10 protein-coding genes and 3 pseudogenes are annotated in these 15,915 nt (G+C 63.3%); 5 read left to right on the forward strand and 8 right to left on the reverse strand.

Features of this window, described 5'->3' with window-relative positions:
- Nucleotides 1-2 precede the first annotated feature (2 nt).
- Complete coding sequence (locus G6N81_RS06985; RefSeq protein ID WP_165134876.1) at nucleotides 3-977, reverse strand: glycosyltransferase family protein; 975 nt, start codon at nucleotides 975-977, stop codon at nucleotides 3-5.
- Nucleotides 967-1,974, reverse strand: a complete 1,008-nt coding sequence (locus G6N81_RS06990; protein ID WP_165134879.1) for a glycosyltransferase — start codon at nucleotides 1,972-1,974, stop codon at nucleotides 967-969. The genes G6N81_RS06985 and G6N81_RS06990 overlap by 11 nt, the downstream gene beginning before the upstream one ends.
- A gap of 165 nt (nucleotides 1,975-2,139) precedes the next feature.
- On the opposite strand from G6N81_RS06990, the gene G6N81_RS06995 reads away from it, so the two are divergent.
- The gene (locus G6N81_RS06995) at nucleotides 2,140-3,954 is read left to right on the forward strand and encodes a DUF4012 domain-containing protein (protein ID WP_165134882.1); all 1,815 of its coding nucleotides are present in this window, start codon (nucleotides 2,140-2,142) and stop codon (nucleotides 3,952-3,954) included.
- A gap of 188 nt (nucleotides 3,955-4,142) precedes the next feature.
- A pseudogene (locus G6N81_RS07000) lies at nucleotides 4,143-5,303 on the forward strand (IS3 family transposase).
- A gap of 13 nt (nucleotides 5,304-5,316) precedes the next feature.
- Here G6N81_RS07000 and G6N81_RS07005 read toward each other — a convergent pair.
- Together G6N81_RS07005 and G6N81_RS12960 are read right to left on the reverse strand one after the other, a co-directional pair.
- Nucleotides 5,317-6,061, reverse strand: a pseudogene (locus G6N81_RS07005) (IS5 family transposase); the annotation flags it as partial.
- A 304-nt stretch (nucleotides 6,062-6,365) separates the two neighbouring features.
- Nucleotides 6,366-6,546 (reverse strand): annotated as a pseudogene (locus G6N81_RS12960) (helix-turn-helix domain-containing protein); the annotation flags it as partial.
- A gap of 278 nt (nucleotides 6,547-6,824) precedes the next feature.
- On the opposite strand from G6N81_RS12960, the gene G6N81_RS07010 reads away from it, so the two are divergent.
- Complete coding sequence (locus G6N81_RS07010) at nucleotides 6,825-7,202, forward strand: hypothetical protein (protein ID WP_165134885.1); 378 nt, start codon at nucleotides 6,825-6,827, stop codon at nucleotides 7,200-7,202.
- A gap of 166 nt (nucleotides 7,203-7,368) precedes the next feature.
- Here G6N81_RS07010 and G6N81_RS07015 read toward each other — a convergent pair whose 3' ends face one another.
- Nucleotides 7,369-7,947, reverse strand: coding sequence for a cupin domain-containing protein (locus G6N81_RS07015; protein ID WP_165134888.1), 579 nt, complete (start codon nucleotides 7,945-7,947; stop codon nucleotides 7,369-7,371).
- A gap of 130 nt (nucleotides 7,948-8,077) precedes the next feature.
- Between G6N81_RS07015 and G6N81_RS07020 the strand changes: the two genes are divergently transcribed.
- Nucleotides 8,078-8,500 carry a hypothetical protein gene (locus tag G6N81_RS07020; RefSeq protein WP_165134891.1) on the forward strand — a complete coding sequence of 141 codons (423 nt, stop codon included), beginning with the start codon at nucleotides 8,078-8,080 and terminating at the stop codon, nucleotides 8,498-8,500.
- 83 nt (nucleotides 8,501-8,583) lie between these two features.
- Here the strand turns inward: G6N81_RS07020 and G6N81_RS07025 are convergent, their stop codons facing one another.
- Nucleotides 8,584-9,672, reverse strand: coding sequence for a LacI family DNA-binding transcriptional regulator (locus G6N81_RS07025; protein ID WP_241244904.1), 1,089 nt, complete (start codon nucleotides 9,670-9,672; stop codon nucleotides 8,584-8,586).
- A 132-nt stretch (nucleotides 9,673-9,804) separates the two neighbouring features.
- Nucleotides 9,805-12,909: a glycoside hydrolase family 9 protein gene (locus tag G6N81_RS07030; RefSeq protein WP_165134894.1), complete on the reverse strand. Its 3,105-nt coding sequence runs from the start codon at nucleotides 12,907-12,909 to the stop codon at nucleotides 9,805-9,807.
- Nucleotides 12,910-13,321: 412 nt separating this feature from the next.
- On the opposite strand from G6N81_RS07030, the gene G6N81_RS07035 reads away from it, so the two are divergent.
- Nucleotides 13,322-14,302: a glycoside hydrolase family 6 protein gene (locus tag G6N81_RS07035; RefSeq protein ID WP_165134897.1), complete on the forward strand. Its 981-nt coding sequence runs from the start codon at nucleotides 13,322-13,324 to the stop codon at nucleotides 14,300-14,302.
- A 361-nt stretch (nucleotides 14,303-14,663) separates the two neighbouring features.
- On the opposite strand, the gene cysN is transcribed toward G6N81_RS07035, so the two are convergent.
- A complete protein-coding gene (cysN, locus tag G6N81_RS07040) occupies nucleotides 14,664-15,914 on the reverse strand; it encodes a sulfate adenylyltransferase subunit CysN (protein ID WP_165134900.1) in 1,251 nt (416 codons plus the stop codon).
- Nucleotide 15,915: the final 1 nt, after the last annotated feature.

Consider the following 15,915-nt stretch of genomic DNA (forward strand, 5'->3'; position numbering starts at 1 on the left):
TTTTACGTGTCCTTTCTAATCACTCCACCTAGGTGCTCCAGTTGCGCGGCTTGCTGAGCAACGATACTTGCTCTCCTCGTCACAATCCTGGCAGCTAACGCCTTCGCATCCGCAATCGCTTCGTTCACCTGTGCGCCGATGGAAGCGGAAGTTGGTTCAATATAAAGCGCCGCATCTCCGAAGAAGTCCCGGAGGACCTTCGTTCCTGATGTCACCAGGGCAACTCCGCTGCCTATGGCTTCATAGCCGACGCGCTGCATCGTGTTCTCCTGCGTCGTCACGGCGACCATGACCGTGGCATTGGCGACGAGTCGCCCATAGTCCTCGTTCGTCACGAAGCCCGGGAACACAACGTTGTCTGGCGCGGCGTCACGCACCGCATGCGGAGGTCGCCCAGTGAGAACCCATGTCACGTCTGGATAGTCGCGTGCAGCCTGAAGAATCTCATCGACCGGTTCATCGAACGCGTAGGCCAAGGGTACGAGCGCGAAATCGTTTTTAATCACGTCAACTAGCCCTGGATCATCGGGCGACTCGTCCGAGACCGCAACGGACGTGATCATGTCATGCATCTCGAGGGCTTCAACGCCATATTCACGAGTGCGTTGCGCAAGATCCGCGCCCGTCACCACTGCGGCACCGCGCTTCCGCAGGATGCGCATCGTGAGCCCCAGCGCCCATTTCCATTTCGGGTCTGTGAAGACGCCGGTGTGCAGGTCGCCAATAATCTGCGTCGAACGCGGAGCTGACATTGCGACGCTCAGCAACGCAACCACGGGCGGTTGCATAACAACGACGCTGTTCGGCTTGCAATCCCGGAGAATCCGAGCTGTCTCGCGCCAGGCTCGCAAATAGCGGAGAGGTGCCGGGCCGCTCCCACCCGTCACATAGAACGAATCAATCCCCAATGCATCAGCGAGGCCCGCACTACGTCCGTGGTGCCGAATCCAACTAATGAAAATCGCGTCACTGGTCACGATCATCCTCCTGATCGGTGGCGTCTGTGCTCGACACAACGACTGATGCCGCCGTCTCGAACGTCCGGCGCGACGGGTTATCAAGATCCAGGCTCAACGCCAAACCGCGAGCGGCAACGACCTCCGCGATGAACTGCTGATGATCGTCAACATGCTCACTATGCGCTCCCCGACGCACGGCGACGATCGGTGATTTCCCGAGCTCGAGCGACGCAAGAATCGACCCGACTCCCGCGTGAGTGACGATTACGTCCGACTCTGCCATCAACCGGTTCATCTCTTCGCCCGGAAGTTCCGCGTGCACCGCGCCCGGAAGGTCCGAACGCTCCGTCACACCCAGTTGCCAGGTCACTTCGTCGGTCGGCTCCAGCACCTTCAACACGGCATCAACAAGACGGTCGAAACGGTATGGGCGAATGGTCCCCAGTGTGACGAAGATCTTCCGAACGTCGTGCTTGGATTCCGCGGCACGGGAGTCAAAACTGTCAAGGATCGTGCCCGTGTAGCTCCAGCTCCCACCTTCCCATGAGGGGTACTGCGTATAAGTGCGGATGCGTGGAGCCGCACGCATAATCTTCCCGGTCAGACTCGGCCCCTGTGAGCGTGCGAGACTCTCGATATAAACCACCGGGACTTTTCCAGTCAAGGCGACCATTGGCAGCCCGAAGAAGCCAATAGCGGCCCCCGTCGACACCACGAAGTCGAAATGTTCGGCCTTAGCCGTGCGCCGGATCTGCTTGGCCGCACGGACGGCAGCGCGCATGTCGCGGGGCGCAACGTAGTCAACGTGCACAACACGACGGCCCGCGAGCAACGAACGCGTCTGCGGTACGTCGAAGGTAATCCACATCGATTGCTCGTTCACGCCAAGTAGGCGCTCGATACGATGCGCCTGCGCTACGTGCCCACCAGATGAGGCGACCCAGAGAATTTTCGGCCTGGTTCCGAAAACGTCGGCGAAGCGTGGATCGCCCACCAGAAGCTGTTTGTCAGACATAGTCGCATGCCATGTTACCCCGCTAGCCTGCGGAAAACGCGATCAATGGAAGCTTGGAGTTCGCGCAACCGCGATTCGGCAGTCTCGGATCGTAAACTGGTCGGGCCCCACCGCTGCGAGCCGACTGGCTGGCGAGCACCACTGGAAGAAGCGCGAGCAGTGCACATGTCCACACCTCATGACACACCGTCCACGCCGGCGGGTCGCAAGCCACGTCGGCGGATGAAGACCATCATCTGGTCGATCGTCGGCGCGCTGGGCTTGTTTGCCACGATCCTTGGAGCTAGCGCTGCCGTGGCCTACACATCGCTGATGTCAGTGGTCGACGAAGCGAAAGAACTCGTCAGCGACATCGGCGACTCGGATGCTGTGGACGAACACGTCGACAGCATGAAAAGTTCGACGCGGGCAGCACGTTTCGCCACGGCTCACCCCCTCTGGAGAGCGACCGAAGTCATTCCCGTAGTTGGTGAAAACACACGTGCGATACGCCTCCTTTCCGCTTCTGCCGACGATCTTGTCGGCGATGTCGCTGCCCCGCTTCTCCAAGCAGATCTCACCAGCATCGGGCCTGTCGACGGCGTGCTCAACGTCGACGCCGTGCGCGATGTCGGAAACGTCCTCGCCGAGGTAGGGCCGGCCGCGCAGCAAGTTCACCTCCGACTGATTGCGGCAGGCCTCGACACCGACAAACTTTTGGAACCGCTTCAGGGGCCGGCGGGACAAGCTGTCGATGCCATTAGCTTGGTCTCCGATCTGCTCGCGCGGTTCGCGGTCCTCGGGCCACATCTTCCGACAATGATTGGTGCGGACGAGCCGCGCAATTATCTCGTGCTTGTACAGAACACAGCCGAAGCTCGTTCGCTCGGCGGGAACCCGGCGGTGATGCTCCGGCTTACGTTCGACGAAGGTCGAATGGACGTCACAGAGGAAGCCGGTCGGTTCGACGTCAACACCGGCCGCGATGAGAGCATCGTCCCGCTGAACCCTTGGACCGAAGAGCTTTACACCGACCGCGTCGGAAAGTGGCTTCAAGACATCACCATGACGCCCGACTTCGCGCAAACAGCGCATCTCGCTCGGGCGTTTTGGGAGGAAACCTTAGGCGATCCGGGACACGCGGTACTTTCGATCGACCCTGTCGCACTGGGATACTTCATCGAGGCTACAGGCCCCATCGATCTCGGCGGAGACGTCGTGCTGACCGAGGAAAACGCAGCACGCATCCTCATGAACGATGTGTACTTCCGTTTTCCCGGAGACACGATGGAGTCGATGCAGTTGCAGGACGAGTTCTTTGGCCTCGCCGCTGGTTCGATCTTCGCGAAACTGACTTCAATTGACGGAGTGTTCTCAGACCTTGCGTCGCCGATCGTCAAGGCCTACAGCGAGGGTCGCCTGTACTACGCCTCGACTGACGCGAGCGAAAACAAGGCCATCAAGGGTTCGAAGCTCCAGGGCCCGCTGTACCGATCAACCAACCGCGCTGAAACCCTGCTTGGCGTATTCATCAACGACACGACCGAGGGAAAGCTCGACTACTACACCGACATGTCAGTAGCGATAGCGAGCGACGTGTGCACGGTGTCTGAGGACGACGTTCCGACCTTCACAACAACAGCCACGTACAACTACAACCTCGATCCGAACGACGTTTCTGGCTTGCCCCACTACATTTCAACCGAGCGCTACTATCCAAAGGGCGTCAAGGCGACTGACCTCGTCTTCTATGGTCCTGTCGGTAGCACCTTCGTTTCGGCCAAAGTTGACGGTCAAGAGTATGTCCCGCATGCCGGAACAAACGACCTAGGGCGTGCTGCTGTGCGCATTCGCATCGAACAACAGCCGTCGACGTCAACCGATGTCGAAGTCATTTTCGCAGGCGGGGAAGGCCAAGAGTATGGTCCGATCAATCTCGCCCACACGCCAATGCTGGAAGACGACGTCCCGCTAGACCTGGATGCGGCAGGGTGTCACTGAGCGCGAGTGCAGGCTCGTTCCTATACCAGGAGATGCGGCGGGCGCGTGGCGACCGGACGGACCCTGCAAGCTCGCGTTCTTCAGGGGCGTTCCGTCAGAACGGGGTGGGCTGACCCCGTTTCGTAGGTCCGGTGGTTCTGAGAGTCGTCCTGTTGCCCGAGGGTTCGGGCAGGGAGACTGGTCAGATCATGTCGAACAGCAGGAAGCGTCACACCCCGGAACAGGTCATCCGCAAGCTCGGGCAGGCCGACCGGATGCTCGCCGATGGCGCGGATGTCGCGGCGGTGTGCCGGGAGCTCGGGGTCTCCGAGCAGACGTACTACCGGTGGCGGAACCAGTCCGGCGGCCTTAAAGCCGACGACGCGAAGCGCCTGAAGGAGCTCGAGAAGCAGAACGCGACGCTCAAGCGGCTGCTCGCCGAGGCGGAACTGGAGAAGGCCGCGCTCAAGGAGCTGGCTGAGGGAAACTTCTAGGCCCGGGCAGGCGCCGCGCCGCCGTCGCTCACCTGATCAGGACACTGCAGGTGAGTGAACGGATGGCGTGCCGTCTGGTCGGGCTGAGTCGCTCCGCGTACCGGCGGCCGCTCAAGGGCGACACGACCGCAGACCCGGACCGGGCGTTGCGGGACTGGCTGCGCGTCTGGGCGAAGAGCCATCCCCGCTACGGGTACCGGCGGGCGTATCACGACGCGCGCGCCGAGGGGTGGGTGGTGAACCACAAGAAGATCCAACGCCTCTGGCGTGACGAAGGGCTCCGGGTCCCGCAGCGGCGTCGACGCAAACGCGTCGGGTCCTCGACCGTCGACCCGCCGACAGCGGACGCGCCGAACGTGGTGTGGGCGGTGGGCTTCCAGTTCGACGCCGACGAGCACGGCCGACCGATCAAGATCTGCTCGATCGTCGACGAACACACCCGGGAATGCATCGGCGGGCTTGTCGAGCGGTCGATCACCGCCGCCCGGCTCACCGCGCATCTCGAGGATCTCGTCGCCGCCCGCGGCGCTCCCTCGGCGCCCCGGCGGTGCTCAGGTCGGACAACGGGCCGGAGTTCATCAGCGAAGCGATGGCCGACTGGGCAGGCACCCGCACCGGCCTGTCCTACATCCCACCAGGATCGCCGTGGCGCAACGGATACGTCGAGTCGTTCAACAGCCGGCTCCGCGACGAGTGCCTGGGCATCAACAGCTACTACTCGCTGCTGCACGCGCAGGTCGTGATCGGCGGCTGGAAGGACGAGTACAACCATCACCGCCGGCACTCCTCGCTCGGCTACCTACCCCAGTCGAGTACGCTCGGCAGTGCACCCATCAAATGGAAACCGACGACTCACAGAGCGTCCGGACCGAATGAAGGGGGCGGCCCACTTGTAGTCGATGGCGTCGAACCCGGGCGGTCGCCCTCCGCGCGACCCGCGTCGTTTCCGGTGCGCCTGCTGGTCGCGCGGTTGCGGGATCACGGCGCGGATGCCGCGGTCACGCAGGTGACTGCGGATCGCTCGTGAGGAATACGCCTTGTCACCACGGACCGCGTCAGGACGGGTGCGGGGGCGCCCGACCGGGCGCGTGACGCGAAGCCCGGACAGCAGCGGCAACAACGCGGGCGCGTCGCCAGACTGGCCAGATGCGACCGCGATCACCAGCGGCAAACCGTGGTCATCGACAAGCTGGTGGATCTTCGTCGACAGCCCGCCGCGGGAGCGGCCGATCGCGTGATCAGCCGGCTCGACGGCCGGATTCTTGTAATTCGATCCAGCCCCCTGTGAGGCGCGTGAGGTTGGTCGCGTGCTGATGCGCGCGAGCGATCGAGGAGTCCACCGACACCGTCCAGCCGATCTTCCCGTCCCTGTCTGCCGCAGCGAGCAGGGTCTGGTGAACCCGGTCCCAGGTGCCGTCGGCCGCGAGATTACGATGCCATCGCCACACCGTTTGCCAGGGGCCGAACTCCCGCGGCAGGTCACGCCACGCGATCCCGCACCGGTACCGGTAGATGATGCCCTCCACGATCCTCCGTGCGTCAGAGAACGGGCGACCCTGCCGGCCGGTCCGAGACGGAAGAAACGGCGCGATCAACGCCCACTGATCATCAGAGAGAAGCTGGAAACGAGACACCCCCCAGCCTCTCACCCGTACACCTCAACCTTTATGAGACATGCCCTAGTTGCTTGGTTGCATGCGACCCGCAATCACATGCTCGCGCCAGCATCAGATGACCCGAGAGCCCTCTTCAGACGTGCCCGGCTTGCGCCTTGCTGTCACTGCACGACAGATCCACCAGGAAAATCTTGGGCGGTCACTTGGTGGCGTGCTAGCACTGCGACAACGTAATCGCCCGACCGCGTTTCCCTGCCGAACGGCAGGTTGGGTCAGACAAGTGCCGCACTGGTCTGCATGCGGCATGGGATCGGGCGACGGTGCCATCGCGGTAGGTCTTGTAACCGCGTGACCAGTTATGGCCGGCGGTGCGAGAGACACCCACTTCCCGGGCCGCAGCAGCGATGCTCCACCCCCTCTCGCGGAGCTCCATGAACCTTCTACGCTTGACCGACTGCGGGCGACGCCCCGGGGCCCTTCTTCACACGACGAGACGACGACAACACAATTCCCAGGATCGAGGAGGTGTTGCGACGATGACTGGAACCCACCACGCCGGAAGTGTTCAGAAATTGAGCGCCGCCGACACCGCGTAGATTATGCGTATACCTGCCCTTTGGAGGCCCTTGTCATGACCCGCATCATCCCGGCCGCGCTTGTCGGATTCCTAGCCCTAGCACTGGCCGCCTGCGGTACGCCCACCCCGTCCGCAGACCCAGTACCCTCGGTATCCGCAGGCACTGTCGCCCCGTCAGAGATGCCGGCTCCGACACAGGATCCGATGAACGAGACAGGTGATGAACCGATCGACGAAGAGCCCCCTGTCGAAGTCGACGAGGACGCTCGCGCAGCGGACTTGGAAGAGGCAATCAAGGGCGCCTTGGGTATTGAGTCGTCGTTCTCCGAGTTGTACGCGTATGATCCGTCACTCTGGGGTGGCTACATCAACGGAGTCCGCACGGAAGGCGATTTGGCGTTCATTACGCTTCAGGTTGCCGCCGACGATCCCATGCGTGATGACCTTGGCCAGCGCGCCGCGCAGGCTCTGTCGACGCTCCTATCAGCAGACACGATCGAGTCCGTAGACATTGGCTGGATCATCGTCGAAGACGCTTCCGGCGTAGTCATCGCGCAGGAGCAGCCCGCTCCGTTCAGCTGAGCTAGGGCGAAAAGCTCGACCCTTCTCTATAGCCGGGTATCCCTAGTCCTGACCGCGACTGGGAAAGTCGGAGGACCAACTCACCGTGAAAATCGTCATGGTGCACGGATCGCGGCTGTCTATCCCTGGCTCATTAACCACGCGAACACCACGAGGAGTGCTTGTATCACCCCACCCTCGGCGGCCGCACCACCAGAATCTCCCCTTCTCCGTCCACGTCGATGTCTCCCGCGGCGAACGGCGCGAGAACGGTTGATCCGCGTGTGACGCGCAGGGGGTCACCGGTGGCGGGCCGGAGTGTGGCCTCACCCACCGTGACGACGAGAACGGCGAAGCCCATGCCTATCGTCGCGCTGCTGTGGCACACAACGCGTTCCATCCGGAAGTACTCCTCCGCCGGGGCGGGAAGCTCGCTGCGCCGCACGAGCGCCGAAACATCGGCGGGCGCCACACCGCGCAGGTCGATGGCATCGATCGCACGGTCGAATCCGAGACCCAGGTGCCCGTGGCGGGAGCCGTCCAGATCGAAGCCCTCCCACTCCACCAGGATCGAGAGGTCTTCGGGCTCCTGTGCCTCCACCAGCAGAATGCCTTGACCGATCGCATGCAGCGTTCCGGGCGGGACGAAGACGACGTCTCCACCGCGCCCGGGAACCTCGTGCAGGACGTCCAGCAGCGCTGCGGTGTCCTGTTTCTCGATCAGGCGGAGCAGATCGGGCTTACTGATGTCGCGTTTCAGCCCCACGTGAACGACGCCCGAGGTGAGAATCCACCACGCCTCCGCTTTGCCATGCGCACGCCCCAGGTATTCCTGCGCGAAGGCCCCGCCCGCCCGGCAACACCGTCAAGCCCTGGGCGAACACCTCACTGGCCGGTTGCCACGGGCCCTGCAGCACACGCACGATGTCCTGCTCTCGCACGGCATCACCGTGCAGGTACCGGGCGGCGGCCGAGGCGTTTCCATGATCCATGGCCTGCGCAAACTGTTCCGCGCGCAGACCGATCGACACCGATCAGAACCGGGTGTGAACAACCAGGGTCGGACCGGGAATCGCCTGCCGCAACTCCTCCAGCGCAATGGCAACGTCGCCCACGTCGTGCAGATCAATCGACCGCCCGATGCGCACCTGCAGGTCGTCCTCATTCATCCCGAACACATCGACCGTGTCGCACAGCGCCGCCGCGACGCGAGGGGCGAACCGTTCCTGTTCGGCGGATCTGTGCGCACCGTCACCCAGGCCACCGGAGCACTCGCCGAGGCGCTCGAAGCGGGTGAGGTGGAGGTTTTGGTGGGGTGACGATGAGGGGCCGGGATGGTCGAGCGCCGCTCGCGAAGAACCCCGCGATGCTCGAGCGCCGCTCGTGAGAGGGTCTCGACCACCTAACCGCGTTCCGCGCTCGGGGCGGATTCGCGCACGACCAGGTGCGTCGGGAGGATGATCGGGCTGGGGCTTTCGCCATCGATCACACGCATCAGCATCAGGGCCATCTCATGGCCCAGGGAACGGATCGGTTGACTCACCGTGGTCAGGGACGGCTCCGCCTGCTGCGCAACGGCCAAGTCGTCGAAACCCACAACCATGACGTCGTCGGGCACGGAACGTTCGCGTGCCTTCAGAACGCGAAGCGCTGCCGCAGCCATATTGTCTGATCCGACGAAAACCGCATCAAGGTCGGGGTGCCTGTCCAGCAACGTCGTCATGGCGCGGGCGCCATCGTCATACGTGAAGTCGGCCTCTTCTATCCAGTCCGTCGGAAGACCGACAGCAGCCACAGCATCCACAAAGCCCTGATACCTGGCCACCGATGCTTGCGAATCCATGGGGCCAACGATGGATGCGATACGCCGGCGTCCGGCGCCCAGCAGGTGCTCGGCCGCCAGCCGCGCACCTCCGCGGTTATCGGCGTCGACGTACCACCGCGGCTCTCGGCCCAGCGTTCTGCCGCAGAACACAACGGGCAGGTCGGTTGATTCGATGATGTCGTTCAGAGGGTCATCTTTGCGCGTTGCCAACACCATCACACCATCCGCGCTGCGAGACCTCAGCAGTCGTTTCAGGCGGTCTGAGCCCTCCCCCGACGATGCCAACATGAGCGTCAGGACCAGATCGGACTTCTCCAGAGCCGTGGCGATTCCCACGACGATCTGCGAGAAGAACGGGTCGGCGAAGAATCCCGGCTCCTCGTTCGGCACGACCAGAACCACCGAGCCGACCTTGTTCGTGGCAAGGGCACGCGCTGTCGCGTTGGGAACGTAGCCCAGTTCCTCGGCTGCCTTCAGAATCGCCTCGCGCTTCAGCGGGCTGACGTGGGGAGCGTTGTTCAGCGCTCGCGAAGCAGCCGAACGAGACACTCCGGCACGGTGCGCCACTTCTTCCAGAGACGGCATGCTGCGCGCATCGCGACGCGGGCGAAGAGAATCGGACGCGGAGCCGGAAGGTTGACGACGCCCTGTGGGTGAATCCGGCATATCTGAAGCCTACTGTCATCATGATGGGGCACCGCAGAGCGCCGGCCCCTTCCGGATACCCGAAGAACCGTGAGGGCTCTCGGGCATTCGAAAGGGGCCGGCGCTTCCTGCGCGGACGGTGTCAGCTCACGCTCATTCCGCAGACATCCGTCGGCGGCGGAGAGTCAGCACGAACGCTCCAGCGCCCAGAGCGAGCGACGCCAGAATCACGAACACGATCCCCATCTGCTCCGAACCTGTTGCGACGAGATCCGCATCATCCGCAACCTCGTCCGGCTCAGGTGCGGGTGTGGGATCGTCAGCCGGTGATTCATCCGGCACCGCTGGCCGATCGTCCGGCTCGGCTGGTCGATCGTCCGGCTCGGCTGGTCGATCATCCGGCGCTTCTGACGGCTGGTCAGATACCGCCGCCTGATCGGCCACAAACGAGGCCACCCACGTCAACGCCGAGTTCCAGTTGACCGTGATCTCGTTGGTCGCCCACGACTGGATGTCATCGACGTAGCAGAACTGCGGCGCACACGGGTGCTCCTCGTTGTACAGCGACTTGATAACGGGGTCCCATGTCTCCGTCATCGAGTTGGGGCCACCCGACACCGATCCCCGAGGAGGGTTCGGCAGGCTCGGCTCAAGGGAGTTCGCGAACCAACGGCTGTGCTGGTTCTTCGAATACTGGTGACCGTAACCGGTGATGTACGAGTTGTTCAGCGCGTTGCGGCCGAGGAGGTAGTCCATCGACTCGAGAACACCATCAGCGAACCGCTGGTCGCTGGTGAGGTCGAACGCCGTTCCGAGGACAACCTGGTTGTTGAGGATCGAGCTGTTCGATCCCCAGTCGTAGTTCCCATCAACCCCGGGGTACGCCGTGCCGAAAGGCTGCTCAGACTGCCAGCCCAGGTATCGCTCGGCCGCATCAACCACCGACTGGCGGATGTCTGCTCGTCCCGGAATATCCGATTCGACGATCGCGAGGCTGATTCGTCCAAGCGCTGCCGTTTCGAACCAGTTGAACCCTCCGGCCGACCAAATGTCAGCCGTGTTGTAGTCGCTGGCAAGAACGTAATCCCGGAACTCAGAATCACCCGTCGTCAGGAACATCTCCGCCGCAGCCCAGTAGAACTCATCCTCGGCCTTGTCGTCGTCGTAGGGTCCACTACCCGCGCTCGGGTTGTGGTTGGGCGCGGGCGCATAGAGATCCGGTGTTTCATGCGCCGCTTCCCAGGCCACCTTGCCCGCTGCCAGCAGCTCTGCCGCAAATGTCGGGTCGTAGCTCTCCCACAACCGCGATCCCTGAGCAGCAACGGCCGCAAAGTTCAGCGTGGCTGCCGTCGACGGTCGGTGCAGGTAGCGTTCCTGCGGGTCATCGGCAGGCATCAGCGGCAAACCGGTCCAGTTCAGGTCGGCGATCTTGTGGTGCACCATGCCGGGGTACATGTCCGCCGTGGCCGGAACCTGCATCTTCATCATCCACTCGAGCTGCCAGCGCGCCTCATCCAGCACGTCGGGAACGCCATTGCTGCTCTCGTCGCGGGGAATGTTGAGGGTGCCGTCGCCCAGATCCGCGTCTGCGCCGGTCGGCGTGTAGAGCGTCCGCTCGTACGTGCTCAGAAGCTGAGCGACAGAGATGCCACCGTTGACGACGTACTTTCCGTGATCGCCGGCATCGTACCAACCGCCCACGACGTCAGCCGTGTAGTTGCACGTCCAGTCGTCGTACATCCAATAGTCTTCGCCCTCCGCCTCAGGCGTGAGGCACGGAACGTTCCAGTCGCCCTGGTTGACGGAATCGTCGCCAGGAGAACCCACATGGCCGGCCTCGCGGGTGTACTGATCGGCATCAGGCTGACCGACCATCACCGAACCATCGATGGCGATTCCGCTGCGCGCCGGGTAGAAGTAGTTGATCGCGTCGTACCGCAGCTGTTGGTACAGGTCCGGCGCGATGGCGAAGTCGTAGCTCTGTTCACCATCGGCGCGGACCGAGTAGGTGCCCGGTTCGGTAACCGAACCGAAGTCGAGCACGTGAACGTTCAAGCCCGCGGTCTCGTCGATCCCTGCCGGCTCGGTGACGCCAGCGGAGACCGTCGTGCCCTCTTCGTTCACCAGTTCCCACGCAACGGGAGACGTCTCGTCAGTGACGAGCGTTGCCCGCTTGGGGCCGTCGGGCAGGTACCCGACCTGGTTCACGCGCACGCGGGGGCCCGTTTCCGGAGCATACGCTTGGCGTTCCGTTCCCGTGAGGAACGAGACGTTGTCCAGGCAGAACGTCCAGTCCTCGGGCGCCCCTCCCACCTGGAAGGAAAGCTCGCCGCTTCCGAGGCCTTCGCCATCCGCTGCCGTGAATCCGACCTCGGGGGTGAAGGTGTAGCTGTAGTTCTCCATCTCCTCCGACAGCGTCGGACTCTGTTCGAACAGCACGGTGTGGGGAGGAGCGTCTTCGCCGATGACGACGCGAACGGGCCGCCCGGTGGAGGAACTCGCGTCGAACGACAGCGTGTACGTCACATCAGGCTCGAGAACGATTCCGTTGAAACCGATCATCTGGTCCCAGCGTTGGGACGTTCCGCCGTCCAACCGCGCGCACATCACGCCGTTTTCCACTCCGGCGTCCACGCCGGTTCCCGCGGCGTAGAACGGGGCAAGCTCTCCGTCTTCGAAGTCGCCGCCCACGACCTGCTCGGCAGGGTTGCCGACGTTCACGTCTTCGTCCTCGCCCTCGTCCGACTGCTCCTTCTGCAGGCGGAAGTTGTCGAAGCACAGCGTGTACGTCTCGGCCTGTGCGCCCAGCTGGAAGCTGATGGGGCCTGTTGCCTCTGTCCACGAATCGTCCAACGGCGATTCCGGGTTGTCCGCCACCGTCGCCCAGTCGTCGGGCGCGAATGTGAACTGAACATGCTGCGGCGTTGCCGTGCCATCCACCGTGACTGACTGCATAAACACGGCGGGGTAGCCGGCACCGCCCTGGAAGGGAACGGTGACGGGCGCCGAGGCGTGAACGTCAAAGGAGACGGCGTACGTTGCGCCGCGTTCGAAAAGAACGTCATCCAGCTGCGCGGCGATGTCCCAGGGGTTTTCTCCGCCCGAGGCGGTGGCGCAGAATTCCTCGGTGTCGGTCGATGTGGAGACCGAACCGGCGTTTGCGTAAGCGTGCCATCCAGCGGCATCGCCGTCGCTGAAGTCATGAATGATTCCCACGGCATCGTGAGAATCAGCGAGTGCCGACGGCATCGTCGCCATCGAACTCAGCACAAGAACTGAGGTTGTGAGAGCACCTATCCGAACGGCGCGCGCTCGGGCTCTACGGTCATGGGGTAGCAAGTGGACTCCAAGCTATTTGGGAGCGCTCCCACGCTGAGCAGGGGTGCGCCTCACGATCATTGGGTGGCATGAAAGTACCATCGCGCTCACGCTCTGACAAGCCGGGAGCGCTTCCAGTGTCATCCACGGTACTCACTTCGACGAACGATTCCATCCAGAAAAACTCCCTTGACTCCCGGGGGCATTCACGCAAAACTGTCCGGAATCGCTCCCGGAAAAAACTGGCACCGCTCCCAAAGATGGGACGCTCGTGTGTCACCGGAGTGCCCCTCCGCAGGGGAACCTCGCGGGCTACGGCAGCCCCCGAGGCTTCAGAGACTGGAGTAACGACATGCGCCTGCTTTCGCGACCATGGATCCGGATCGCAGCAACGACCCTGGCCCTCACGTTGACCGCCTTTGGCGCCGCACCAGCGGCGTCCGCAGCGAATCCCCCCGACCTCACGTCCGGGTTCTACGTCGATCCCAATTCAGGACCGGCGGAATGGGCCAACGCCAATCCCCAGGACGGCAGATCAGCAGCCATCCGCCAGTCGATCGCACAACAGCCCATGGCGCGCTGGTTCGGGAACTGGAGCGGACCGATCGGCACGGCCACCGGTTCATACGCCGGAGCCGCCTCCCATAGCGGGAAATTGCCGATCATGGTCGCCTACAACATTTCCGGTCGCGACGCGTGCGGTGGGCACTCGGGCGGTGGCGCCGGAACGGCAAGCGCCTACAACTCATGGATCGCCGCGTTCGCCGGCGGAATCGCGCAGCGGCCCGCCGTTGTCATCCTCGAACCGGATGCCCTGGGCGACTTCAACTGCCTCAGTTCAGCGCAGGTGAGCGAGCGGCAGGCCCTACTCCGAAACGCCATCAATCAGCTGAACACCCAGGCACCCAACACATGGACGTACCTAGACGCGGGGAACCCCGGGTGGATCAGCGCCGCCGCCATGGCAGAACGCCTTCACTCGTCCGGAGTGCAGAACGCTCGCGGCTTCTCGCTGAACATCTCGAACTTCATCAGCACAGCGAGCAACACCTCGTACGGAAACGCCATCAACGCTCAGCTCAGCAGCCGATTCGGCTACACGAAGCCCTTCGTGATCGATACCAGCCGGAACGGCGTCGGAGCGGCGAACACCCCCTGGTGCAACCCCGCCGGTCAAAAGCTCGGCGCGACCAGCCGGTACGGCGGCGGCGCCGAAATGCTCCTCTGGATCAAGACCCCCGGGCAGTCGGACGGCGACTGCGGCGTGGGACTCGGCTCCACGGCCGGACAGTTCCTCCCCGAAGTCGCCTACAAGATGATCTTCGGACACTAGCCCGTACGCCGCGGGGGCGGTCCTCTGTAGTGGGCTGGCCCCGCGGCCGCCGACGCTCAGCGTGTGGTGCAGGCCCGCCGGGCTACGAAGCAGAATCGGGCTCCGCGCCCGATACGGCCACCGAAAAAGGTTGGTGGTTGAAGAAGCCGTTCCGTGCCTCAACCCCCAGGCGCTGCCCCTCGAGTAGCTCGATACTCACCTCATCAATGCCCAGAACCCTCGCCGCGCCGCGATAGCGTGCCGCTCGCGAAAAGCTCCTCACAATCGAGCACAACCACAGCGCACCGCGGATTAACACCGCGTGTACACAAAACGGGCCCGGGAACGCATATGCGCTCCCGGGCCCGTGAAGAACCTGGCGTTACTCCGCGGCGTTGATCGTTCCCGCCGCCACCGTGGCACCGGTGGCCTCGTCGATCAGCACAAACGATCCCGTGTGGCGGTTGGTGGCGTAGGAATCGGCCACCAGCGGTGTCGTCATCCGCAGCGTCACGCGGCCGATCGCGTTGAGCCCCAGGCTTTCGGCGCCCAGCGAACGGTGCAGGGTGTTCACGTCGATCTCGTACTGCACGTCCTTCACAACGCACCGCGCCTCGCGGGTGGTGTGCAAAACGGCGTACTTCTTGCCCTTGATCAGCGGCTGATCGTCCATCCAGCAGATCGTCGCATCGATGTCCTGCGACACGTTCGGCTGGTTACCCGGCCGCGCAATCACATCACCGCGCGAAACATCGATCTCGTCTTCCAGGCGAATCGTCACGCTCATGGGAGGGAACGCCTCCTGCAGCGGGCCGTCAGCCGTATCTATCGCCTTCACGCGCGAGGTCAGCCCCGACGGCAGCACGATGATCTCATCGCCCACCTTGATGACACCGCTGGCCACCTGGCCGGCGTACCCGCGGTAGTCGATCACGTCCTTCTGCTGCGGGCGGATCACGTACTGCACCGGGAAACGCACATCCTGCAGGTTGCGGTCTGCGCCGATGTACACGTTCTCGAGGTGGTGCAGCAGCGACGAGCCCTCGTACCAGGGGGTGTTCTCGCTGCGCGTGACGACGTTGTCGCCGTTGAGCGCCGAAATGGGAATCGCCGTGATGTCGGTGATGTTCAGCTTCGAGCAGAAGTCGAGGAACTCCGCGCGAATCTCGTCGAACACCGTCTCGTCATAGTCGACAAGGTCCATCTTGTTCACGGCCAGCACCACGTGCGGAACGCGCAGCAGCGACGCGATCGTGGCGTGACGACGCGACTGCTCCAGAACGCCCTTACGCGCATCCACCAGCACGATCGCCAGATCAGCCGTTGACGCCCCCGTGACCATGTTGCGCGTGTACTGCGCATGGCCAGGGGTGTCGGCGATGATGAACTTCCGCTTGGGCGTGGCGAAATAGCGGTAGGCAACATCGATCGTGATGCCCTGCTCACGCTCTGAGCGCAGACCGTCCGTCAGAAGCGACAGATCGACGTACTCGTTCCCGCGGCTCTTCGAGGTCTCCTCAACGCTGAGCAGCTGGTCTTCGAAGATCGACTTCGAATCAAACAGCAACCGGCCGATGAGCGTGCTCTTGCCGTCGTCGACCGAACCCGCGGTCGCAAATCGCAGCATGTCCATG

Origin of the sequence: Microbacterium amylolyticum, assembly GCF_011046975.1 — a bacterium.
Lineage (GTDB): Bacteria > Actinomycetota > Actinomycetes > Actinomycetales > Microbacteriaceae > Microbacterium > Microbacterium amylolyticum.

Coding starts and splice junctions, on each gene's coding strand:
- G6N81_RS06990 (WP_165134879.1), bottom strand. CDS start 1,974: ATGTCTGACAAACAGCTTCTGGTGGGCGATCCACGCTTCGCCGACGTT.
- G6N81_RS06995 (WP_165134882.1), top strand. CDS start 2,140: ATGTCCACACCTCATGACACACCGTCCACGCCGGCGGGTCGCAAGCCA.
- G6N81_RS07010 (WP_165134885.1), top strand. CDS start 6,825: ATGAACGAGACAGGTGATGAACCGATCGACGAAGAGCCCCCTGTCGAA.
- G6N81_RS07025 (WP_241244904.1), bottom strand. CDS start 9,672: ATGCCGGATTCACCCACAGGGCGTCGTCAACCTTCCGGCTCCGCGTCC.
- G6N81_RS07030 (WP_165134894.1), bottom strand. CDS start 12,909: ATGGCGACGATGCCGTCGGCACTCGCTGATTCTCACGATGCCGTGGGA.
- G6N81_RS07035 (WP_165134897.1), top strand. CDS start 13,322: ATGCGCCTGCTTTCGCGACCATGGATCCGGATCGCAGCAACGACCCTG.
- cysN (WP_165134900.1), bottom strand. CDS start 15,914: ATGGACATGCTGCGATTTGCGACCGCGGGTTCGGTCGACGACGGCAAG.